19 protein-coding genes are annotated in these 22683 nt (G+C 65.3%); 12 read left to right on the top strand and 7 right to left on the bottom strand.

Translation table 11 applies throughout. From position 1 onward, the window contains the following. Nucleotides 1-238: 238 nt before the first annotated feature. From ACFQU0_RS08075 to mdeB, 3 genes are all read right to left on the bottom strand, one after another. Nucleotides 239-1207 (bottom strand): TRAP transporter substrate-binding protein, encoded by a 969-nt coding sequence (locus ACFQU0_RS08075; protein WP_382199657.1) that lies wholly within the window; start codon nt 1205-1207, stop codon nt 239-241. A 36-nt stretch (nt 1208-1243) separates the two neighbouring features. Beyond that, on the bottom strand, nt 1244-2074 hold the full coding sequence (locus tag ACFQU0_RS08070) for a phosphogluconate dehydrogenase C-terminal domain-containing protein (protein WP_382199656.1): 831 nt from the start codon (nt 2072-2074) through the stop codon (nt 1244-1246). A 155-nt stretch (nt 2075-2229) separates the two neighbouring features. After that, nucleotides 2230-4803, bottom strand: coding sequence for an alpha-ketoglutarate dehydrogenase (mdeB, locus tag ACFQU0_RS08065; RefSeq protein WP_382199655.1), 2574 nt, complete (start codon nt 4801-4803; stop codon nt 2230-2232). A gap of 116 nt (nt 4804-4919) precedes the next feature. Here mdeB and ACFQU0_RS08060 point away from each other — a divergent pair, with 116 nt between their 5' ends. Then, on the top strand, nt 4920-5387 hold the full coding sequence (locus tag ACFQU0_RS08060) for an Lrp/AsnC family transcriptional regulator (protein WP_382199654.1): 468 nt from the start codon (nt 4920-4922) through the stop codon (nt 5385-5387). A 15-nt stretch (nt 5388-5402) separates the two neighbouring features. Here the strand turns inward: ACFQU0_RS08060 and ACFQU0_RS08055 are convergent, their stop codons facing one another. Continuing rightward, on the bottom strand, nt 5403-5837 hold the full coding sequence (locus ACFQU0_RS08055; protein WP_382199667.1) for an Lrp/AsnC family transcriptional regulator: 435 nt from the start codon (nt 5835-5837) through the stop codon (nt 5403-5405). A 131-nt stretch (nt 5838-5968) separates the two neighbouring features. Here ACFQU0_RS08055 and ilvB point away from each other — a divergent pair, with 131 nt between their 5' ends. Continuing rightward, on the top strand, nt 5969-7780 hold the full coding sequence (gene ilvB, locus ACFQU0_RS08050) for a biosynthetic-type acetolactate synthase large subunit (protein WP_382199653.1): 1812 nt from the start codon (nt 5969-5971) through the stop codon (nt 7778-7780). A 147-nt stretch (nt 7781-7927) separates the two neighbouring features. On the opposite strand, the gene gyrB is transcribed toward ilvB, so the two are convergent. From gyrB to dnaA, 3 genes are all read right to left on the bottom strand, one after another. Then, complete coding sequence (gyrB, locus tag ACFQU0_RS08045) at nt 7928-10543, bottom strand: DNA topoisomerase (ATP-hydrolyzing) subunit B (RefSeq protein ID WP_382199652.1); 2616 nt, start codon at nt 10541-10543, stop codon at nt 7928-7930. 79 nt (nt 10544-10622) lie between these two features. Continuing rightward, a complete protein-coding gene (dnaN, locus tag ACFQU0_RS08040) occupies nt 10623-11732 on the bottom strand; it encodes a DNA polymerase III subunit beta (protein ID WP_382199651.1) in 1110 nt (369 codons plus the stop codon). 84 nt (nt 11733-11816) lie between these two features. Continuing rightward, nucleotides 11817-13223, bottom strand: a complete 1407-nt coding sequence (gene dnaA, locus ACFQU0_RS08035; protein ID WP_382199650.1) for a chromosomal replication initiator protein DnaA — start codon at nt 13221-13223, stop codon at nt 11817-11819. Between the two features lie 315 nt (nt 13224-13538). On the opposite strand from dnaA, the gene rpmH reads away from it, so the two are divergent. The 10 genes from rpmH to ACFQU0_RS07985 all read left to right on the top strand — a co-directional run bounded on the left by rpmH (nt 13539) and on the right by ACFQU0_RS07985 (nt 22683). Further along, a complete protein-coding gene (gene rpmH / locus ACFQU0_RS08030; protein WP_342131121.1) occupies nt 13539-13673 on the top strand; it encodes a 50S ribosomal protein L34 in 135 nt (44 codons plus the stop codon). Nucleotides 13674-13774: 101 nt separating this feature from the next. Further along, nucleotides 13775-14200, top strand: a complete 426-nt coding sequence (locus ACFQU0_RS08025; protein WP_382199666.1) for a ribonuclease P protein component — start codon at nt 13775-13777, stop codon at nt 14198-14200. After that, the gene (gene yidD / locus ACFQU0_RS08020; protein WP_382199649.1) at nt 14193-14474 is read left to right on the top strand and encodes a membrane protein insertion efficiency factor YidD; all 282 of its coding nucleotides are present in this window, start codon (nt 14193-14195) and stop codon (nt 14472-14474) included. Before ACFQU0_RS08025 ends, yidD begins: the two co-directional genes overlap by 8 nt. After that, complete coding sequence (yidC, locus tag ACFQU0_RS08015; RefSeq protein ID WP_382199648.1) at nt 14471-16180, top strand: membrane protein insertase YidC; 1710 nt, start codon at nt 14471-14473, stop codon at nt 16178-16180. The genes yidD and yidC overlap by 4 nt, the downstream gene beginning before the upstream one ends. Nucleotides 16181-16329: 149 nt before the next feature. Continuing rightward, on the top strand, nt 16330-17724 hold the full coding sequence (mnmE, locus tag ACFQU0_RS08010; protein WP_382199647.1) for a tRNA uridine-5-carboxymethylaminomethyl(34) synthesis GTPase MnmE: 1395 nt from the start codon (nt 16330-16332) through the stop codon (nt 17722-17724). Between the two features lie 167 nt (nt 17725-17891). Then, on the top strand, nt 17892-18638 hold the full coding sequence (locus ACFQU0_RS08005; RefSeq protein ID WP_382199646.1) for an SDR family oxidoreductase: 747 nt from the start codon (nt 17892-17894) through the stop codon (nt 18636-18638). 122 nt (nt 18639-18760) lie between these two features. After that, nucleotides 18761-19258 (top strand): cupin domain-containing protein, encoded by a 498-nt coding sequence (locus ACFQU0_RS08000; protein WP_382199665.1) that lies wholly within the window; start codon nt 18761-18763, stop codon nt 19256-19258. A gap of 29 nt (nt 19259-19287) precedes the next feature. Continuing rightward, nucleotides 19288-20118 (top strand): alpha/beta fold hydrolase, encoded by an 831-nt coding sequence (locus ACFQU0_RS07995; protein WP_382199645.1) that lies wholly within the window; start codon nt 19288-19290, stop codon nt 20116-20118. Between the two features lie 25 nt (nt 20119-20143). Further along, a complete protein-coding gene (locus ACFQU0_RS07990; protein WP_382199644.1) occupies nt 20144-20995 on the top strand; it encodes an IclR family transcriptional regulator in 852 nt (283 codons plus the stop codon). Between the two features lie 8 nt (nt 20996-21003). Continuing rightward, a complete protein-coding gene (locus ACFQU0_RS07985; RefSeq protein WP_382199643.1) occupies nt 21004-22683 on the top strand; it encodes a thiamine pyrophosphate-binding protein in 1680 nt (559 codons plus the stop codon).

Here is a 22683-nt window from a genome sequence, read left to right as displayed (position 1 = left end):
CAGCAGGCGGCGCATGGACTCTTCCGTCCAGGTGGAGGGCTGCGAGAACACGAAGCGGCTGACCACCTGCCACATGCCAAGGCAGGAAATGAGGGCCAGCAAGATGCAGGCGAGGGACAGGCAGGCGCCGGTGAGCACGCGGTCCAGGCGGAGGATGGAAGATGTCATGGCGTGTCCAACCATCGCCGGGACGGCGACGTGCTAAATGAAGCCGCGCCCTCAGGGCGCGGCGGGAGGCTTATTTGACGTTCTGGATGGCCGCGATCTTGTCGGCACCAAACTCTTTGGCGTACTGCGCGTACGCGGGTGCCACGGCTTTGCGGAAGCTCTCCCCGTTGACCTGCTCGACCACTTGCATGCCGTCCTTCTTGAGTTCGGCAATGCCGTTGGCCTCGTCGTCGTTGACCTTCTTGCGCTGGGCCGCTGCGCCCTTCTTGGCGGCTTCAGAGAACACCTTCTTGTCGGCGTCGTTGAGCTTGTTCCAGATGTTGGGCGCAACGATCAACACGGCCGGCGAATACACGTGGTTGGTCAACGAGAGGTGCTTTTGCACCTGCGACAGCTTGGCAGACAGGATGACGGGAATTGGGTTTTCCTGGCCATCCACCGTGCCTTGTTGCAGCGCTGTGAAGACCTCGGGCCAAGCCATGGGCGTGGGCAGGATGCCAAAGGTTTTGTAGCCTTCCATGTGCACCTTGTTCTCCATGGTGCGCATCTTCAAACCGTTGGCATCGCTGGCCTGGTTGATGGCACGTTTGCTGTTGGTCATGTGGCGGAAGCCGTTCTCCGTCCACGCCAGCCCCACAATGCCCTTGGCGGTCATCTTTTTGAGCAGGTCTTGGCCAAACTCACCATCCATCACCTTGCGGGCGTGGGCGTAGTCGCGGAACAGGAAGGGGATGTCCACAATCTTGACCTCCGGCACAAAGTTGCCAAGGGCACCGGTGGACACGTTGGCCAGGTCCTGTGTGCCCAGTTGCACGGCCTCGATCATTTCCCGCTCACCACCCAGCGCGGCATTGGGGAACTGCTGGCACTTGTAGCGGCCCTGGGTGCCTTTTTCCACCTCATCGCAGAAGGCGGTAGAACCCACGCCGTAGTGCGATGTGATGGACGTGGAATAGCTGATCTTCATGACCGTCTGCGCACCGGCGGCGGCGCTCAGGCACAGGGCGGCAACGGCGAAGGCAAGCTGTGTGGTTTTCATGTGTGTGTCTCCTCGGGGTGGGTGGAATGCGTGAACTCAGGTGATTCTTTGGATGCTGTCGGCGATCTCGTCGTGATCGAAGATCTTTTTCCAGTCGTCGCGCATCAGGCGGGGCTTGCCGAAGGTGATGGCCTTGTTGCAGGCATCGGAAAACTGCCCCGGAATCTGCTTGAAGATCACCGCGCTCAGGATGGTCATGTGGCCCAGCAGGAAGTCGCGCGCCGCGTCGGCGGGCACGCCACGCGACACCACTTCGTCCATGGCCTCGCGCATCACGTCCAGCAAGGTGGCGCACACGGTTTCGGACAGGCCGGGCTCCAGCAGCGCCATCTGCTCCACCGTCACGCGGTACGACCGCGCGATGGGTTGGTAAATGGTTTTTGCGATGGCTTCGCCCAGCTCCCAGGCCGAATCCGGGCCCTGCATCAGCGCGCTGACGATGGACTGCGGGGCGGCCACACCACCGAAGTAGTCGGGCTTGCCATCCACGTGGGCCAGCGGGTGGAAGATGGAGGGGTGGCAGGGGTGGGCCACGAAGTAGACGAGGTCGTCGCGCTGCGGCAGGTGGCCGGCGAAGGGCGCCGCCGCGTCCAGGGTCATCACCATGGCACCGGGTTTGAGTTTGGGTGAGATGTCGGCCGCGAGCTTGCCGATCAGGGTGTCGGGCACGGCCAGGATGACCACGTCCACACCGGCCAGCGCCTCGTCCACCGACACGCAGGCCACGCCCACCTCGTCGCGCAGGCGGGCACGGCCCACCTCGCCCGGCTCCACATGCCGCACCTCGAAGGCGGACCCCTTGAGGTTTTGCGACAGGCGCACACCCATCTTGCCGCCCGCACCAAACAACGCAATCTTCGCGCTCATCGTCACTCCGTCTGTCTGCTCGACCAGGCCCCAGCGGCCCGGGTTTTGAACTGGCGTGATGGTATGACGAGTTAATCAGTAGACCGATAGGGTTTTCCCTTGGGCCACAAAAAAGCCCGCCGGGTGGGCGGGCTGGGGGTGTCGGAGCGCGGTGCTCAGTTCAAGGCACCACACGCCGCCGCCACGATGTGGGCCGCATCCACCTTGAAGAACGCCCGCAACGCGGCCCGCGTGTCGCTGCGGCCAAAGCCATCGGTGCCCAAGGTCTTGTAGGAGCGGCCGGTGGGCAGGTAGGCGCGCACACTCTCGGGCACGGCGCGAACGTAGTCGGTGGCGGCCACGATGGGGCCGCTGCTGCGCGCCAGCAGTTGGGCGATGTAGGGGTTGTTGGCCTGGGCCTCGCCGTCGCGGGCCAGTTCGCTCCAGCTGGTGACGCTGAACACGTCCACGCCAATGCCCTGCTCGGCCAGTTGCCGCGCGGCATGGACCACCTCGGTGAGGATGGCGCCCGACCCCAGCAGGGTGACGCGCTGGCCTTGTTCAGGGCCGTAGCTGCCGAAGTGGTAGCCACCCTTGAGCACGCCTTCTGCCGCGCCACCTACCCCACCACCCGGCAAGTCCGGGTTGGCGTAGTTCTCGTTCATGAGCGTGACGTAATAGAACACGTCCTGCTGCTCCACCAGCATCTCGCGCATGCCGGCATCCAGGATGACGGCCAGCTCGCCCGCAAAGGCCGGGTCGTAGGCCTTGCAGTTGGGGATGGTGGCCGCCACCAGGTGGCTGCTGCCGTCTTGGTGCTGCAGACCCTCGCCGCCCAGCGTGGTTCGGCCCGAGGTGGCGCCGAGCAGGAAGCCGCGTGCGCGCTGGTCGGCAGCGGCCCAGATGGCGTCGCCCACGCGCTGGAAACCGAACATGGAGTAGTAGATGTAGAAGGGCAGCATGGCCAGGCCGTGCACGCTGTAGCTGGTGGCGGCGGCCGTCCAGCTGGCGATGGCGCCGGCCTCGCTGATGCCTTCTTCCAAAATCTGCCCGTCCAGCGCCTCGCGGTAGCTCAGCACCGAGCCGATGTCCTCGGGCGAATAGCGCTGGCCCACGCTGCTGTAAATGCCGACCTGTTTGAACAGGTTGGCCATGCCGAAGGTGCGCGCCTCGTCGGCCACGATGGGCACAATGCGTGGGCCCAGTTGCGCGTCCTTGAGCAGGTTGCCCAGCATGCGCACAAAGGCCATGGTGGTGCTCATCTCCTTGCCGTCGGCATTCAGGGCGAACTGTCCGTAGCCGGCCAGTGGCGGCACGGGCACCACGTCGCACGCGGTCTCGCGCCGGGGCATGGCACCGCCCAGGAGTTCGCGGTGCTCGCGCAGGTAGCGCATTTCGGCGCTGTCTTCGGCAGGTTTGTAAAAGGCCAGGCCGGTGGCCTGCTCGTCGGTGAGCGGCAGGTTGAAGCGGTTGCGGAATTCGATCAGGTCGGTCTCATCCAGCTTCTTCTGGCTGTGGGTGGTCATCTTGCCCTGGCCGGCCGTGCCCATGCCGTAGCCCTTTTTGGTCTGGGCCAGGATGACGGTGGGCTGGCCGGTGTGGGCGGCTGCCGCCGCGTAGGCGGCGTGGATCTTGACCAGGTCGTGCCCGCCGCGCTTCAAGCGGTCGATCTGCTCGTCGGTCATCCCTTGCGCCAGGGCGGCCAACTCCGGGTTCTGGCCGAAGAAGTTGTCGCGGTTGAAACGGCCGTCCTTGGCGGCGAAGGTCTGCATCTGGCCGTCCACCGTGTGGGCGAAGGCACGCACCAAGGCGCCGCTGGTGTCGCGCGCGAACAGGCCGTCCCAATCGCTGCCCCACACCAGCTTGATGACGTTCCAGCCGGCGCCGGCAAACAGCTTTTCCAGCTCGTCGATGATGCGGCCGTTGCCGCGCACCGGGCCATCCAGGCGCTGCAGGTTGCAGTTGACCACCCAGACGAGGTTGTCCAGCTTCTCGCGTGCGGCCAGGGTGAGCGCGCTCATCGATTCGGGCTCGTCCATCTCGCCATCGCCGAACACCCCCCACACCTTGCGGCCCGCCGTGTTGAGGAGCTTGCGGTGGCTGAGGTAGCGCATGAAGCGCGCGTGGTAGATGCTGCTGATGGGCCCCAGGCCCATGGAGCCGGTGGGGAACTGCCAGAAGTCGGGCATCAGCCACGGGTGGGGGTAGCTGGAGAGGCCACGCGCACCTTGGGCCGTGGCGGTGATTTCCTGGCGGTAGTGCTTGAGGTCGTTTTCGCTCAAGCGCCCCTCAAGGAAAGCACGCGCGTACACACCGGGCGCGCTGTGCGGCTGGAAGAACACGAGGTCGCCCTGGCGTCCGGCCCGGAAGAAGTGGTTGAAGCCGGTTTCGAACAGGTCGGCCGCGCTGGCGTAACTGGCGATGTGGCCGCCCAGTTCGCTCGATCCGCCCAGTTCGGCCTGGTTGGCCCGCACCACCATGGCCAGCGCGTTCCAGCGCATCAGCGAGGCCAAGCGTTCCTCGATGGCGAGGTCACCGGGAAACACCGGCTGCTGCTCCACCGCGATGGTGTTGACGTAGGGTGTGTTGAGCTCGGGCGTCCAGCCCACGCGCTGGCTGCGCGCCAGGCGGGCCAGTTCGTCCAGCATCTGGCGCGCGCGCTCGGGGCCGGATTGTGCGGCCAGCGACAAAAAGGCGTCGCGCCATTCCTGGGTTTCGGTCGGGTCGAGGTCGGTATCGGGGTGGCTCATGGGGGTCTCCTGGCCCACCACTTTAGACCGCGCCCGCTGGCAGGTGTCGCCTAAAACACGGACATACACCCCAACAAGCGACATAAACTGCCGCCAATTCTTTATATGGCAGCAAAATGAACCTCGACGCCACCGATTTGCGGATTCTTGAGCAACTGCAGGCCGACGCCAGCCTGTCCAACGTGGCGTTGGCCAAACGCGTGCATTTGTCGCCCTCGCCCTGCCTGGCCCGCGTGCGGGCACTGGAAAAAGCGGGCCTGATCCGCCAGTACGTGGCGCTGCTGGACGCGCAGCAACTGGGCCTGCACCTCAACGTGTTCATCTCCATCAGCCTGAAGCAGCAAAACCGCGAAACGCTGGAGGCCTTCGAGCAACGCATCGTGCTGCGCGATGAGGTGATGGAGTGTTACCTGATGACGGGCGACGCCGACTACCTGCTGCGCGTGGCCGTGCCCGACATCCCCGCGCTGGAGCGTTTCATCCTGGAGCAGTTGTCGCCCATCGCGCAGGTGGAAAAGATCCGTTCGAGTTTTGCGCTCAAGCAGGTGCGCTACAAAACGGCGCTGCCGCTGGGCAGCGCCTGACCCGCGCAGGCGCACTCACAGCGGCACGTGCTCGTCCTTGAGCACACGCAGCACAAAGCTGGACTTGCTGTGGCGTATGCCGGGAATCTTGTAGAGCTTCTCGCGCAGCAGGCGCTCGTAGTCGCGCGTGTTTTTCACCGCGATGCGGATGAAGTAGTCGTAGTCGCCCGAGATCAGGTAGGCCTCCATCACCTCGGGGATGGTGGCCAGCGTCTGGCCAAACTCGTACAGCGCCTCGTCGGTGTGGCTGTCCAGCGTGAGCTGCACGATCACCGTGTCCTGCCAGCCCAGCTTGGCGCGGTTGAGGTCGGCGGTGTAGCGCTTGATCACGCCTTCGGCCTCCAGGCGTTTGATGCGGCTCCAGCAAGTGGTCGGCGACAGGCTCACCGCCGCACCGATCTCTTGCAGCGTCTTGCGTGAGTCGGCCAGCAGCTCGCGCAGGATGGCCATGTCGAAGCGATCAAAGCTGACCGGGGATGCTTCGTCCACATCCTGCTTTGGCAGATGGATTTTTGGCTTTGCCACCGCACTACCCCGCACAAATCGAAAACATTCGGCCATATTCGCAGAAAAATAGTCGCATGAACACGCACACCACCGAAAACCTTTCAGACTCACCCACCACGGCTTGCAACGGCGCCGAGCTGCTGCTCGACACGCTGTTGGCGTGCGGGGTGGACACGATTTTTGGCTACCCCGGTGGTGCTGCCCTGCCGCTGTACGACGCGCTCTACCAGCGCCCCGCCCTGCGCCACGTGCTGGTCCGCCACGAGCAGGCCGCCGTGCATGCGGCCGAAGGCTATGCGCGCTCCACCGGCCGTGTGGGGGTGGTGCTGGTCACGTCCGGCCCCGGCATGAGCAACACCGTCACGGGCCTGCTGGACGCGCACAGCGACGCCATTCCGGTGCTGTGCATCAGCGGCCAGGTGGCCACGGGCGTCATCGGCACCCAGGCCTTTCAGGAGTGCGATGCCATCGGCCTGTCTCGCCCAGTGACCAAATGGAACCACCAACTGCGCGACGCGAACAAGGCCGCCACCGCCGTGCGCCAGGCGCTGCACATCGCCGCCTCGGGCAAACCCGGCCCGGTGCTGCTGGACGTGCCCAAGGACGTGCAGTTGCAGAACGTGGCCCAGGTGCCGGTGGCCGACGTGCCAGCCACGGTGTCGACACCCGCCTTGCCGCCATCGAGCGCTTTGCAGCAGGCGGCCGAGCTGCTGCTGGCCGCGCGCCAGCCGGTGTTGTACGGCGGCGGCGGTCTCATCAACGCCGGCCCCGGCGCCTGCGCGGCCTTCACGCAGCTGGCGCGCGCGTTCAACCTGCCCACCACGTTGACGCTCATGGGCCTGGGCGCCTTCCCCGCGTCGGACCCGCGTTTCCTGGGCATGCTGGGCATGCACGGCACGCTGGAGGCCAACCAGGCCATGCACCACGCCGACCTCATCGTCTGTGTGGGCGCGCGTTTCGACGACCGCGTGACCAGCAAGCTGGCCGACTTCGCGCCTCGCGCCAAGAAGATCCACATCGACATCGACGCGAAGAACATCAACAAGGTGGTGGCCGTGGACGTGGCCCTGCACGGCGACTGCGCGCAGGTGTTGGATGCCTTGTTGGCCGCCTTGCCTACCGTGCCCCCACCCACACATCCCCAGGACCAGCGGCTCGACACCTGGTGGCAGCGCATCCAGGCCTGGCGCGGGCACAACAGCCTGGGCTTCACGCCACGCGACGAGGTGATCCTGCCGCAGCAGCTGATGCACACCTTGCAACAACATCTGGCACCGCTGGATGCCATCGTCTCCACCGACGTCGGCCAACACCAGATGTGGGCCGCGCAGCACCTGCGTTTTGAGGCCCCCCGGCGCTGGCTCACATCGGGTGGTGCGGGCACCATGGGGTACGGCCTGCCAGCGGCCATTGGCGCACAGATCGCCCACCCGGACAAAACCGTGGTGTGCGTGAGCGGCGACGCCTCCATCCTCATGAACATCCAGGAGTTGTCCACCGCCATGCAGCACGGCACACCGATCAAGGTCGTGCTGTCCAACAACAGCCACATGGGCATGGTGCGCCAATGGCAGCAGCTCATCCACGGCAACCGCCTGAGCCACAGCTGGAACGCGGCCCTGCCCGACTTCGTGGCCCTGGCCAAGGCCTTTGGCTGGGGCGCGCGGCGGGTGGACGCACCACACGAACTGGACGCAGCACTGGCCGAATGCTTGGTCAGCCAAGGCCCCTTCTTCCTGGATGTGCGCGTGGCCCAGCAAGAGAACTGCTACCCCATGATCCCGGCCGGCAAAGGCCACCAGGAAATGATGCTGGGGGATGGGCGCTGGTACCGCGAAGCGGCGCGAGACCCAAGTGTGGCCAGTTCAATCTTCGTCCAGGGGTAAACGAGAGAAGCCCGTCGGGCAAAGCGTTTGACGGACACAAGGAAGAGCTGACGGTGACTGGTTTTCGGAAGCCAAAAGTCAAAGACCCATCAGTTTCTCAACTGAAGGGTCTTTTTTCTCAGCTTATGCGTCTACCTACAAACGCAATCACACGTCGATATTCCCCGCCCTCAGCGCGTTGTTCTCAATAAAGAAACGACGCGGCTCGACCTCGTCACCCATGAGCATCGTGAACACCTTGTCGGCCTCGATGGCGTCCTCGATCTGCACGCGCAGCAGGCGGCGGACGTTGGGGTCCATGGTGGTTTCCCACAGCTGCTCGGGGTTCATTTCGCCCAGGCCTTTGTAGCGCTGGCGGGCGGTGGTGCGTTCGGCTTCGCTGATGAGCCACTTCATGGCCAGGCGGAAGTCGCTCACGCGCTCTTCTTTCTGTTTGTCGCCTTCGCCACGTTGCACCTTGGCACCTTCGCCCAGCAGGCCACGGAAGGTGTTGGCGGCTTCGGCCAGGGCGGCGTAGTCGGCGCCGTGCACAAAGTCTTGTGTGATGACACTGCTCTTGATGTTGCCGTGGTGGCGGCGGCTGATGCGCAGGATGGGTTTGTCGGTGCGCACGTCGAACTCGGCCGCCACGTCGGCGGGCACGCCGGTGGTGTTGAGTTCACGCAGCACCACCTGCAAAGCGGCGGCGCTGACAGCCGCCTGCTCCATGTCGTCCAGGTTCAGCACCACGCCATCGGCCACGGCGCGCAGGGCCTCGGCGTCCATGAAGGCGGAGAGGCGGGCGATCACGGCTTCGGCGACCTGATGCTTGCGCGCCAGTTCACCCAGGGTGTCGCCTTCCAGTGTGGTGCTGGCGCTGCCGCCGGTGACGACCTTGGCATCCTTCAGCGCAATGCGCAGCAGGAAGCCGTCGAGCGCGGCAGCGTCTTTGAGGTACAGCTCTTCCTTGCCGGCCTTGACCTTGTACAGCGGCGGCTGGGCGATGTAGATGTGGCCACGCTCGACCAGCTCGGGCATCTGGCGGTAGAAGAAGGTCAGCAGCAGGGTGCGGATGTGGGCGCCGTCCACGTCCGCGTCGGTCATGATGATGATGCGGTGGTAACGCAGCTTGTCGATGTTGAAATCGTCGGCGCCGCTTTTGCTCTTGGGGTTGTATTCGTCGGCGCTGGATTTGCCGATGCCGGTGCCCAAAGCGGTGATGAGCGTGAGGATTTCGTTGCTGGTCAGCAGCTTCTCATACCGCGCTTTTTCAACGTTCAGGATCTTGCCGCGCAGGGGCAGGATGGCCTGGAATTTGCGGTCACGTCCTTGTTTGGCGGAGCCACCGGCGGAGTCGCCCTCGACGATGTAGATTTCGCACAGGGCCGGGTCTTTTTCCTGGCAGTCGGCCAGTTTGCCGGGCAGGCCCATGCCATCGAGCACGCCTTTGCGGCGGGTCATTTCGCGTGCCTTGCGGGCGGCTTCACGGGCACGGGCGGCCTCCACAATCTTGCCGCACAAAATTTTGGCGTCGATGGGGCGCTCTTCCAGGAATTCGGTCAGCGTCTTGGCCACGATGTCTTCCACCGGGGCGCGCACTTCCGACGACACCAGCTTGTCCTTGGTTTGGCTGCTGAACTTGGGCTCGGGCACTTTGACGCTGAGCACACAGCACAGGCCTTCGCGCATGTCGTCGCCGCTGACCTCAACCTTGGCCTTCTTGGCCAGGTCGTTGTCGGCGATGTATTTGCCGATCACCCGCGTCATGGCGGCGCGCAGGCCAGTGAGGTGGGTGCCGCCGTCGCGCTGCGGGATGTTGTTGGTGAAGCAGAGCACGTTTTCGTTGTAGCTCTCGTTCCACTGCATGGCCACTTCCACACCAATTTCGGTGCCGGGGATGCCGCCGTAGCTGTCGGCCGGGCGGGTGCCCGTGGCATGGAAGGTGGTGGGGTGCAGCACCTTCTTGCCCTGGTTGATGAACTCCACAAAACCTTTGACGCCACCGGCGCCCGAAAAGTCGTCTTCCTTGCCGCTGCGCTCGTCCTTCAGGCGGATGCGCACGCCGTTGTTGAGGAAGCTCAGTTCGCGCAGGCGCTTGGCCAGGATTTCGTAGTGGAAGTCGTTGTTTTCTTTGAAGATGTCGGTGTCGGGCAGGAAGTGCACTTCGGTGCCGCGTTTTTCGGTGGCACCCGTCACCTTCATGGGCGAGACCTCGAAGCCGTCCACCACCTCCAGCACGCGGTTCTGCACAAAGCCACGCGCGAACTCGAGCAGGTGCACCTTGCCTTCGCGGCGCACCGTCAGGCGCAGCCATTTGCTGAGCGCGTTCACGCAACTCACGCCCACACCGTGCAGGCCACCCGACACCTTGTAGCTGTTCTGGTTGAACTTGCCGCCGGCGTGCAGTTCGGTCAGCGCAATTTCGGATGCCGAGCGCTTGGGCTCGTGTTTGTCATCCATCTTCACGCCGGTGGGGATGCCACGGCCGTTGTCGGTGACGGAGATGGAGTTGTCGGTGTGGATGGTCACGACGATGTCGTCGCAGTGACCGGCCAGGGCCTCGTCGATGGAGTTGTCCACCACCTCGAACACGAGGTGGTGCAGGCCGGTGCCGTCGGACGTGTCACCGATGTACATGCCGGGGCGCTTGCGCACCGCTTCCAGGCCTTCGAGGATCTGGATGGCGCCTTCGCCGTAGCCTTCGCTGGCGCCAGCCTGGTGGGCATCGATGGGCGGCTGGGCGGAGGAGTGCTCTTCGGGCGTCGGGGTGTTGTCGGTGCTCATGCGCGGCTTTCAGGTTCTCTTACAAGCACCAAACCCGCTCACAGCGGGTTCGGGCGGAATGGCTCAAGGGGTGTGCGGATCAGATCCGCATCGGCATCACCACGTATTTGAAGTGTTCGTTGTCGGGGATGGTCAACAGCGCCGAGCTGTTGCCATCGCTGAGTTCGATGCGCACCATGTCTTGTGACATGTTCTGCAGCGCGTCGATGAGGTAGGTGACGTTGAAGCCGATTTCGATGGCGTCGCCACCGTAGTCAATGTCGAGTTCGTCCACCGCTTCTTCCTGCTCGGCGTTGTTGGACGCCACACGCAGCGAGCCGGGTTCGACGTTCAGGCGCACGCCCTTGAACTTCTCGCTCGTCATGATGGCGGTGCGTTGCAGGCTGGCCAGCAACGGCACGCGGCCCAGCACGATGATGTTGTGGTGGTTGCGCGGGATCACGCGGTTGTAGTCGGGGAACTTGCCTTCCACCAGCTTGGTGACGAACTCCATGCCGCCAAACGTGAACTTGGCCTGGTTGCCAGCGAACTGCATCTCGATGGCACTGTCGTCCTTATCGCTCAGCAGGCGCTGCAGTTCCAGCACGGTCTTGCGCGGCAAGATCACTTCCTGCTTGGGCACCTCCACATCCAGCGTGGCGCTGGCAAAGGCCAGGCGGTGGCCGTCGGTGGCCACCAGGCTGAGCTTGTTGCCTTCGGCCACAAACAGAATGCCGTTGAGGTAGTAGCGGATGTCGTGCACCGCCATGGCAAAGGACACCTGGGCCAGCAAACCCTTGAGCGCCTTTTGTGGCACGCTGAAGGCGGGGCCGAAATTGGCCGACTCCTGCACCAGCGGAAAGTCTTCCGCCGGCAGGCTTTGCATGGTGAACTTGCTTTTGCCGCCCTTGAGGATGAGCTTGGCCGCCGATGACTCCAGGCTGACCGACTGGTCGGCCGGCATGGTGCGCAAAATGTCGATCAGCTTGCGCGCGCCCACGGTGGTGGCAAAGCTGCCTTCGTCGCCCCCCAGCTCAACGGTGGTGCGGATCTGGATTTCGAGATCGCTGGTGGTCAGTTGCACCTGGCCGCCGGTTTTGCGCACCAGCACATTGGCCAGGATGGGCAGGGTGTGGCGGCGTTCGACAATGCCCGAGACCGACTGCAGCGCGGCCAATACCTTGTCCTGGGTCGATTTGAAAACGATCATGTGCGAGGGTCTTCCGTCTCTGGGATGTGGGGTTGGGCTGCCGATTCAACGTTCTATTGTGCTTCAAGTACCGGGCCTGCCGACTCAGCCTTTGAGCGTTTGCTCCAGCACGTGCAGCTGCTGGTTCAACTCGGTCAGCTGGGCACGTTCAGCGGCAATCTTGCGCACCGCGTGCAGCACCGTGGTGTGGTCGCGCCCGCCAAACAGCTCGCCAATTTCCGGCAGGCTTTTCTGGGTCAGTTCCTTGGCCAGGAACATCGCAATCTGGCGCGGCCGGGCGATGCTGGCCGGGCGCTTCTTGCTGTACATGTCGGCGACCTTGATCTTGTAGTAGTCGGCCACCGTTTTCTGGATGTTTTCCACCGAAATCTGCCTGTTCTGGATGGACAGCAGATCGCGCAGCGCCTCGCGCGCCAGCTGGATGGAAATTTCCTTCTGGTTGAAACGCGAATAGGCCAGGATCTTGCGCAACGCGCCTTCCAGTTCGCGCACGTTGGAGCGCACGTTTTTGGCGACAAAAAAGGCCACCTCTTCGGGCATGGTGGTGTGCTCCACCTCGGCCTTGTTGATCAGGATGGCCACGCGCATTTCCAGCTCGGGCGGCTCGATGGCCACGGTCAGGCCGGAATCAAAACGCGAGACCAGCCGCTCGTGGATGTCCACCAACCCCTTGGGGTAGGTGTCGCTGGTCATCACGATGTGGCTCTTTTTGGCCAGCAGCGCCTCGAAGGCGTTGAAGAACTCTTCCTGCGTGCGCTCCTTGTTGGCAAAGAACTGCACGTCGTCGATCAGCAGCAGATCAAGCGAGTGGTAGCGGGCCTTGAACTCGTCAAACGTCTTGCGCTGGTAGGACTTGACCACATCCGACACAAACTGTTCAGCGTGGATGTACAAAATTTTGGCGTGGGGCTTGTCTGCCAGCAGCTGGTTGCCAATGGCGTGCACCAGGTGGGTCTTGCCCAGGCCAACGCCGCCGTAAATGAACAGCGGGTTGTAGAGCTGGCCCAGGCTGCCGGCCACGTGCATGGCGGCGGCGCGCGCCATGCGGTTGGCACTGCCCTCCACCAAGGTGGCAAAGGTCAGCGCGGTGTTCAGGCGGTGTTTCTGGCCATCGGCCACCGGCTCGGCGGGCGCGGCCACTTCAGGCAACTCGGCCAGCACCTGATCTTGCAGGCTGCGTGGCGTGGAGGCTTGTCTGGCGGGGCTTTCACGCGGAGCAAGCGCCAACTCCAGCGCCACGGGACGGCCCGCGAGCTCTTCCAACAAGGCGGTCAGACGGCCGGCGTATTGCGCGCGAATCCAGTCCATCTTGAAGCGGTTGGCCACCGCCACCTGCACCCGCTCGCCCCCATCGATCACGCGCGCAGCCAGGGGGCGAATCCAGGTGTTGAACTGCTGCTCGGGCATTTCCTGCGCGAGGCGTTCGACACAAGCGTCCCAAAGATCGGCTTGGGCTTCGACGTGGCTGGCGGGGGGGGTTCCCTCGATCATGGGCGGGCTTTGGAGGTTGTTCTTGTTGTGGACAGTCCGGCATCAACCGGACGCAGATTGTAGTGCCAGCACCGAGTTATCCACACCCCATTCAGCGGCTGTCGATGATCCCAGCTTGCCCCTCGCCCCGGAATTTGCGATAATGCCGGGTTTCCCCGATGCGCCACGCCATTACACAGCAATGTGACTGACCTGGATTGGTGTTGCCGGGAGCCCCGCAGCCTTGCTGCACGAACCGCCAAGCCACGGCCCAAACGCCCTGCCGGGGGTGCCAACAGGCACCGATCCGCCAGGCCCACGGCCCGGAGAACCACTATGAAACGCACTTACCAGCCTTCCAAAATCCGCCGCGCCCGTACCCACGGCTTCCTGGTCCGCATGAAGACCCGCGGTGGCCGCGCCGTGATCGCCGCGCGCCGCGCCAAAGGCCGCAAGCGCCTGGGCCTGTAATTCAGGCGCTCGGCTTGGCCGATCCCGCGACGGGTTCGTTGCCTCGGGCTGCAGTCAATGCGGCGTCTGGCGCCTTGGGCGCCAACGGCACCCGCCAACGCTTGCAGCACATCGAGCACCGCGCCCAGTTCCAGTGGGTGATGGCGGGTCCGCCCGTGGTCAAAACCGCACATTTCGCGCTGCACCTGACGGCAGCGCCTGCAGCCGCACCGGCACCTGCGGGCGACGCCGCCCAAGCAGGTGTTTTGTCGCGTCCGCTGTTTGCGGGCGCTGGCCCTTGGGTGGGTGTGGTCATTCCCAAGCGCTGGGCCAAGCGGGCCGTCACCCGCAACATGGTCAAGCGGCAGATTTACGCCTTGGCGCAAGAGCGCCTGTTGGTGCTGCCGCGTGCGGCGCTGGTGGTGCGCCTGCGCAGCGGCTTTGACCGCAAGCAGTTTGTCAGCGCCACGTCCGACGCTTTGAAGGCCGCCGTGCGCAGCGAGTTGCAGCAGTTGTACAGCCGCCTGTTGGAGCGCAGCCATGCGTGACTGGCCCAAGCGCAGCCTGATGGCCTTGGTGCGCGGCTACCGATTGTTGCTGAGCCCCTGGCTGGGTTCGTCCTGCCGCTTCGAGCCCACCTGCTCGGTCTATTCGCTGCAAGCCCTGGAGCGACATGGCGCATTGGCCGGCAGCTACCTGACCCTGCGCCGGCTCGCACGTTGCCAACCCTGGTGCCAGGGTGGCCATGACCCGATTCCCGAACACCCGCCCGCGCTGTTTTCGCGGCTGCTGGGTCAACCTCACGAGAAGCACTCGTCATGAATGACATCCGTCGATCCATCCTGTGGGTGGTGTTTGGTTTCTCCATGGTCCTGCTCTGGGACCAATGGCAGGTCTACAACGGCAACAAAGCGACGTTTTTCCCGACGCCTGCGCCGGCCAGCAGCACTGCCAAAACGACCGACAGCCCAGCCGCGACCCCCAAGGCAGCCGATGGCAGCGTACCCGCGACCAGCGCCGCAGGTGCTCCGGCCAACGTCGATGCGGTGCCGGCAGCGGCCGCGCCCCGCACCCTGCACACCATCAGCACCGACGTGCTGAAGCTGGTGATCGACAGCCAGGGCGCGGCCGTTGTGCGCGCCGAATTGCTCAAACATGACGCGCGCACGCCGCCGCCGAAAGGCCAGCCGGTTGAGCCGCTGGTGCTGCTGGAAACCGACAAGAACTATGCCGCGCAGTCGGGCCTGGTGGGCAACGGTGTGCCCAACCACACCACCCCGATGACACTGACCACACCGGCCACCACGCTGGCCGATGGGCAGGACCGCCTCGAACTGCGTTTCGAGTCACCGGTGCTGGGCGGGCTCAAGCTGGTCAAGACCTACACCCTTCAACGCGGCGCCTACGACATCGCCGTGCGCCACGAGGTGATCAACCAGGGTGCTGCCGCCATCGAGCCCCAGCTCTACCTGCAACTGGTGCGTGATGGCAGCATTGCCGGCAGCGCCACGCCGTTCTACTCCACCTTCACCGGCCCCGTGGTCTACAGCAGCACGGCCAAGTACCAGAAGGTCGAATTCACCGACATCGACAAGGGCAAAGCCACTTTCGAGAAGAGCGCCAGTGACGGCTACGTGGCCATGGTGCAGCACTACTTTGCCAGCGCCTGGCTGCTGGCCGACGGCAGCCGCGACAACTACGTGGACCGCGTCACCGTCAACCAAACCCATCGCTACCGCACGGGGGCCATCACGCCGATGGCCACGGTGGCGCCGGGCGCCAGCGGTGCCTTCGACGCACGCCTGTTCCTGGGCCCCCAAGACGAAAAGCTGCTGGAACGCATGGCCCCTGGTCTCGAGCTGGTCAAGGACTACGGCTGGCTCACCATCCTCGCCAAGCCGCTGTACTGGCTGCTGGAAAAAATCCACGGTTTTGTGGGCAACTGGGGTTGGGCCATCGTGCTGCTGGTGGTGTTGATCAAGGCCGCGTTCTACTGGCTCAACGCCACCGCTTACCGCAGCATGGCCAAGATGAAGGCGATCAACCCACGCATCATGGAAATGCGCGAACGCCTCAAGAGCAACCCGCAGCAGATGCAGCAGGAAATGATGAAGATCTACCGTGAGGAGAAGGTCAACCCGCTGGGCGGCTGCTTCCCCATCATGGTCCAGATCCCGGTGTTCATCGCGCTGTACTGGGTGCTGCTGTCCAGCGTTGAAATGCGCAACGCACCCTGGGTGGGCTGGATCGTGGACCTGTCCACACCCGATCCGTTCTACATCCTGCCGTTTGTGATGGCACTGACCACCGTGGTGCAGACCGCGCTCAACCCCACGCCGCCGGACCCGATGCAGGCCAAGCTGATGTGGTACATGCCGCTGATCTTCTCGGTCATGTTCTTCTTCTTCCCGGCCGGTCTGGTGTTGTACTGGATCACCAACAACGTGTTGACCATCGCACAACAGGCCTACATCAACCACAGCATGGGTGTGCCGTTCCAGTTCAATCTCCCCTGGAGCAAGAAGTAACCCCCCTGCGCCGCTGCGCGGCTTCCCCCCTGGGAGGGGGGACGGCGCCACTGGACCGGCAGAGCCGGATCCACGGCGCCCACCCGGTTCGGGCACTTCGCGCCGGCCGATAGGCGCGATCACGCGGCCCGATACACTGCGGCCCACCTATGCTCTCCCGCCACGATGATCCAATTGCCGCCATCGCCACCGCCCCCGGGCGGGGCGCGGTGGGCATCGTGCGGGTGTCGGGCAAAGGCTTGGCGCCGTTGGTCGAAGCCATCTGTGGACGCGCACTGAAGGCGCGTGAAGCCACTTACCTGCCGTTTCGCGATGCCCACGGCGAGGCCATCGACCAGGGGCTGGCCCTGTTTTTTCCTTCGCCCCATTCCTACACCGGCGAAGACGTGCTGGAGTTGCAGGCCCACGGCGGGCCGGTGGTGTTGCAGCTGCTGCTGGCCCGTTGCCTGGAGGCGGCGGCCGAAGGCCCCCCCGCCCGCCTGCCCCACCTGCGCCTGGCCGAGCCCGGCGAGTTCACCCAGCGCGCCTTCCTCAACCACAAGATCGACCTGGCGCAGGCCGAAGCGATTGCCGACCTGATCGACGCCAGCACCGAGGCGGCCGCGCGCAGTGCCGGGCGCTCGCTCTCAGGCGCTTTCTCCAAAGAGATACACGGTCTGCGCGACGCACTGATCCACCTGCGCATGCTGGTGGAGGCGACGCTGGACTTTCCCGAGGAAGACATCGACTTTCTGCAGCAGGCCGACGCGCGTGGCCAGCTCACCCGCCTGCAAACCCAACTGGCCGCCGTGCTGGCGCGTGCCCACCAGGGTGCGCTGCTGCGCGAGGGCATCAAGGTGGTGATCGCCGGCCAGCCCAACGCGGGCAAAAGTTCGCTGCTCAATGCCCTGGCCGGCGCCGAACTGGCCATCGTCACCCCCATCGCCGGCACCACCCGCGACGTGGTGAGCCAGACCATACAAATCGACGGTGTGCCCCTGCACGTGGTCGACACCGCCGGCCTGCGCGACACCAGCCTGCCCGAGGTGGACGTGGTGGAAAAAATCGGCATCGAACGGGCCTGGGGCCAGATCGAGGCGGCCGATGCGGTGCTGTTCCTGCACGACCTGACCCGACACGACCAGCCCGCCTACGCCAGCGCCGACGCCGCCCTGGCCCAGCGCCTGCCTGGCCACCTGCCCGTCATCCACCTCTGGAACAAGGCCGACGCTGCGCAGACCGCAGCACCAGGTGTGGGCCTGCGCATCTCGGCCAAGGCCGGCACCGGCTTGGCCGAGCTGAGGGCCGAATTGCTACGCATCGCCGGCTGGCAATCCGCGCCCGAGGGTGTGTTCATCGCCCGCGAGCGCCACCTGCGCGCGCTGCGCGAGGTGGACGACCACCTGCAACAGGCCAGCGCCCAGATTGATGCCCGGGTGCCCGCGCTCGATTTGCTGGCCGAAGAACTGCGCCTGGCGCAAAACGCGCTCAACACCATCACCGGTGAATTCGGCGCCGACGACCTGCTGGGCGTCATCTTTTCCCAGTTCTGCATCGGCAAATAAGGCGCGCCCCTTGCGGGCGTCTCCGCCCTCCGCGATGGCGAGGGTGGCACCTTGCCGTGCCTCAATAGCCCTTCAAATCACTCGGAATTGCGCCACCGGCCCCAGTTGCGCGTACCATTGATTCCGTAATGAATCATCGTTTCTTTAATGAAACAACCAACGCCAACATGAACGCTGAAATTCGATTGGAAGGTCGCCGTGTGCTGGTCACCGGTTCCGCACGAGGCCTGGGCGAGAGTTTTGCACGGGCGCTGGTCGCTTCGGGTGCCCGCGTGGCCATCAGCGACGTGTTGCACGAACGCGGCCAGGCCCTGGCCGCCGAGCTGGCCATGCCCTACGTGCCCATGGACTTGATGGACCCGCAAGCGATCAGTGAGGGGGTGGCCGCCGCCGCCGCCGCGCTGGGCGGGCTGGACGGCCTGATCAACAACGCCGCCATCACCAACTCCGGCGGCAAAGACATGAACGACATCACCGTGGACACCTGGGACCGCGTGATGGACGTCAACGTGCGTGGCACCTGGCTGGTGACCGCCGCCGCGCGCCCTTTCCTGGCCGCCAGCGGCAGTGGCCGCGTGGTCAACCTGGCCTCCGACACCGCCCTGTGGGGCGCGCCGCGCCTGCTGGCCTATGTGGCGAGCAAGGGCGCGGTCGTGTCCATGACGCGGTCACTGGCGCGCGAACTGGGCCCCGAGGGCATCACCGTCAACGCCATCGCCCCCGGCCTCACGCTGGTCGAGGCCACCGAATACGTGCCCCAGGCGCGCCATGAGTACTACGCCCAGGGCCGCGCCATCAGCCGCGCGCAGGTGCCTGACGACCTGAACGCCACAGCCTTGTTTCTGCTCTCGCGCGGGGCAGGCTACATCACCGGCCAACTGCTGCCCGTCAACGGCGGCTTTGTCATGAACTGAAGGAGAAACCCACCATGAACGCACCCATCAAGAACGACGTGTTGGCCGCCAACGCGCCCCAATTCAACGAACGTGGCCTGCTGGACGCCAACATCCCGCCGGAAGCCGAAATCCAGGCCGGCATGATGCAGAAGAGCGGCCAGAGCTTTGAGCAGTGGATGGAAAGCCGCGTGGCCCGCCGCGCCAGCCGCCGCTACGACTGGGACGCCTTGAAGTTCCAGGCCGACTACGACCCCAAGTACCGCCGCGCCCAGATGCGCTACGTGGGCACCGGTGGCACCGGCGTCAACAGCGACGTCAACACCGTGCCCGCCGGCCACTTCACGTTCTCCACCATGGTCATCCCGGCCGGCAACATCGGCCCTTCGCACATCCACCACGACGTGGAAGAAATCTTCTTCGTGTTGCGCGGCCAGATGAAGGTCATCTGCGAAAAGGACGGCCAGAAGTGGGAAGCCACCCTGGGCGAACGTGACCTGATCTCGGTGCCGCCCGGCGTGTACCGCGAAGAGCACAACACCGGCGAGGAAGACGCGCTGATGTGCGTGATGCTGGGCTCGCCCAAGCCCATCACCCCGGTCTACCCGCCCGATTCGCCCCTGGCCAAGATCAAGCGCTGAGCCACTGCACCCGTCGCACGAGACCGACCATGGCCCATCTGTCGCCCCACGCCGCGCTGCAGCACTTCCCCACCGCCCTGGCGCTGCGCCCAGACGAGGTGGTGCAGTACCGCCAGGCGGGGCGCGCCGCCCGCGTGACCCACCTGCTGCTGCACGGCATCGGCTCCGGCTCGGGCAGCTGGGTGCGCCAGTTGCAGGCCGCCGAACCCCGCACCGATGTGCGGGTGCTGGCCTGGGACGCGCCCGGTTATGGCCGCAGCGCACCGCTCTCGGCCATCCACCCCCACGCAACCGACTACGCACGCCGCCTGTGGCAATGGATGGACGCGATGGACCAGCACCAACCCATCACCCTGGTGGGCCATTCGCTGGGCGCGCTGATGGCCGCCGCCGCCGCCGTGCAACAGCCACAGCGTGTGGCCGAGCTGGTGCTGCTGGCGCCCGCACGCGGCTACGGCGATGCCGATGAGGTCGAACGCGAAGCCAAGCTCAGCGGTCGCCTGGCCACGCTGCAGAAGCTGGGTCCACAAGGCATGGCCAACGCGCGTGCCGCTGCCATGCTCTCGCCCGACGCCACACCCGAGATGGTGGACCTGGTGCGCGACACCATGGCCCAGATCGACCCGGCCGGCTACACCCAGGCTTCGCGCATGTTGTCCACCGGCCGGCTCGACGCCGACCTGGCCCGCGTGTCGGTGCCCCTCATCGTGGCCAGCGGCAGTGCCGACACCATCACCCCGCCCGCCGCCTGCGCCGACGTGGCGCACCGCAAGAACCTGGCCTGGGTTGACCTCGGGCCGGTGGGCCATGTGTGTGCCCTGGAAGCGGCCGAGCGCGTGAACCAGTTGCTGGGCCTTTGAACGCCAACGCCGCAGGAGACACCCCATGAGCGACCCCAAAAACGAAGACACCACCGACGGCAAGGGCGAAGACCGCTACACCGTGCCCGCGCTGGCACGTGGCCTGCAGTTGCTGATGAGCTTCAACCGCGACGAGCGCGAACTCACGGGCGCCGAACTCTCGCGCCGGCTCGACCTGCCCCGCGCCTCGGTGTTCCGCATGCTGCAAACCCTGGAGCAGGGCGGCTTTGTGGAGCGTGTGGGCGACGGCGCCAGCTACAAGCTGGGCCTGTCGGTGCTGCGCCTGGGTTTTGAATACCTCGCCTCGATGGAGCTGACCGAACACGGCCGACCCGTCATCGAAGACCTGCGCGACCTGTGCGGCTACTCGGCCCACGTGGTGGTGCGCGACAACCGCGACGTGGTGTTCGTGGCCAAGGCCGCCGGCCGCAGCGCGATGTTCCACTCGATCCAGGTCGGCGCGCGCCTGCCCGCCCACGCCACGGTGCTGGGCCGCCTGCTGCTGTCCGATCTCGACCTCAACAGCCTGCGCCACCTCTACCCCGAGGAGCCGCTGCCCGCCTACACCGCCCGCACGCCCACCACGCTGGCCCAGCTCAAGGGCTTGATCGACGAAGACCGCGCGCGCGGCTACGCCGTCAGCCAGGGTGGGTTTGAAACCGGGATTTCCACCATCGCCGCGCCTGTGTTCAACGACCGCAATGAAGTGGTCGCCTGCGTCAGCATTACCGTGCCGGCACAACGCGTGCAGGAAGGCGAACTGGATGTGCTGATCAACCAGGTCCGCGACGCCGCCGCCCAACTCACCGAACGCATCAGCCACACCCCGCACCGCGGCCAGTGGCTGAACAAACCCCACGACAAAAAAGCCGCCTGAGCCCGAGCATGAGCCCCACCACCCAAACCACCGCCACCACCCGCATCACCGTGGGTGAACTCGCCGTCCGCTTCCTGGAGCAATGTGGCGTGCGCGCCGCCTTCGGCGTGATCTCCATCCACAACATGCCCATCCTGGACGCGTTCCACGTGCGCCAAAAGATCCGCTTCGTGTCGGCGCGGGGCGAAGCCGGCGCCTGCAACATGGCCGACAGCTACGCCCGCGTCAGCGGCACGCTGGGCGTGTGCGTGACCAGCACCGGCACCGGCTGTGGCAACGCCGCTGGCGCCATGGTCGAGGCGATCACCGCCGGCACCCCCATGCTGCACCTGACGGGCCAGATCGAGTCGCCCTTCTTGGACCGCGACCTGGGCTACATCCACGAGCACCCGGCGCAGCTGGCCATGCTCAAGGCCGTCGGCAAGGACGCCTTCCGCATCCGCAACCCCGAGACCGCCCTGGCCACGCTGCGCGAAGCCGTGCGCCTGGCACAAACGCCCCCTTGTGGCCCGGTCAGCATCGAGATCCCCATCGACGTGCAAAAGATGACGCTGGACTTGCCGGCCGACATCTCGCCCGTCGCCGTGGCGCCCGTTCAGCCCAACCTGGCGGCGGTGGACCTGCTGGCCGAGCGCCTGGCCCAGGCCAAGCGCCCGCTGCTGTGGCTGGGCGGTGGCGCACGCGGCGCCACCGAAGCCGTGGCCCGTTTCGTGAAGCTGGGTTTTGCGGTGGTGACCTCGGTGCAAGGCCGTGGCATCGTGAATGAGGACCACCCGCAGACCCTGGGCAGCTACAACCTGCAAAAGCCGGCCGAGCAGTTCTACGAAACGGTGGATGCCATGCTGGCCGTGGGCACCCGCCTGCGCAGCAACGAGACGCTGAACTACAAGCTCAAGCTGCCCACGCGCCGTTTCCGCATCGACGCCAACACCTTGGTGGAAAACCGGGGCTACGAGACCGAGCTGTTCGTGCATGGCGACGCCACGCTGACCCTGAACGCGCTGGCAGATCGCCTGGAAGGCCGTATGTCCATCGACCCCCAGCTCGCCGCCGACGTGCAAGCCGCACGCCAAGCCGCAGCCGCCTTGGTGGACAGCACGCTGGGCGCCTACGTCAAGCTCAAGAACACCATCGGCGAAGTGGCCGGCCAGAACATCTGGTGGGTGCGCGACATCACGCTCTCGAACAGCATGTGGGGCAACCGCGCGCCGGTGCTCAACCACCCCCGCGCCGGCGTGCACGCCCTGGGCGGTGGCATCGGCCAGGGCCTGGCCATGGGCGTGGGCGTGGCGGTGGCGAACGCCGAACACCAGCTGGGCCGCAAGACGCTGTCGCTGTGTGGCGACGGTGGCTTCATGCTCAACGTGGGTGAACTCGCCTGCGCCGCACAAGAGAAGGCCGACGTGTTGTTCATCGTCATGAACGACAGCCGCTACGGTGTGATCAAGAACATCCAGGACGACATCTACGGCAGCCGCCACGCCTACGTGGAGCTGCACACGCCCAACTTCGCCCAGTTCTGCGCCAGCCTGCAGGTGCCGCACTTCAAGGTGAGCGATCCGGCCAACACCGCTGACACGCTGCGCGAGGCCCTGGCCATCAAGGGCCCGGCCGTGCTGGAAATCGACATGGACGCGTGGGGCCCGTTTGCCGTGAAGTTTGCCGGCCCGCCCAAGAAGAAAGACTGA

The sequence above is a fragment of the Hydrogenophaga defluvii genome (assembly GCF_042665235.1).
GTDB lineage: Bacteria > Pseudomonadota > Gammaproteobacteria > Burkholderiales > Burkholderiaceae_C > Hydrogenophaga > Hydrogenophaga defluvii_A.
Note: the sequence above shows the minus strand (reverse complement) of the source record. Positions and strands in the feature narration are given on the sequence as shown.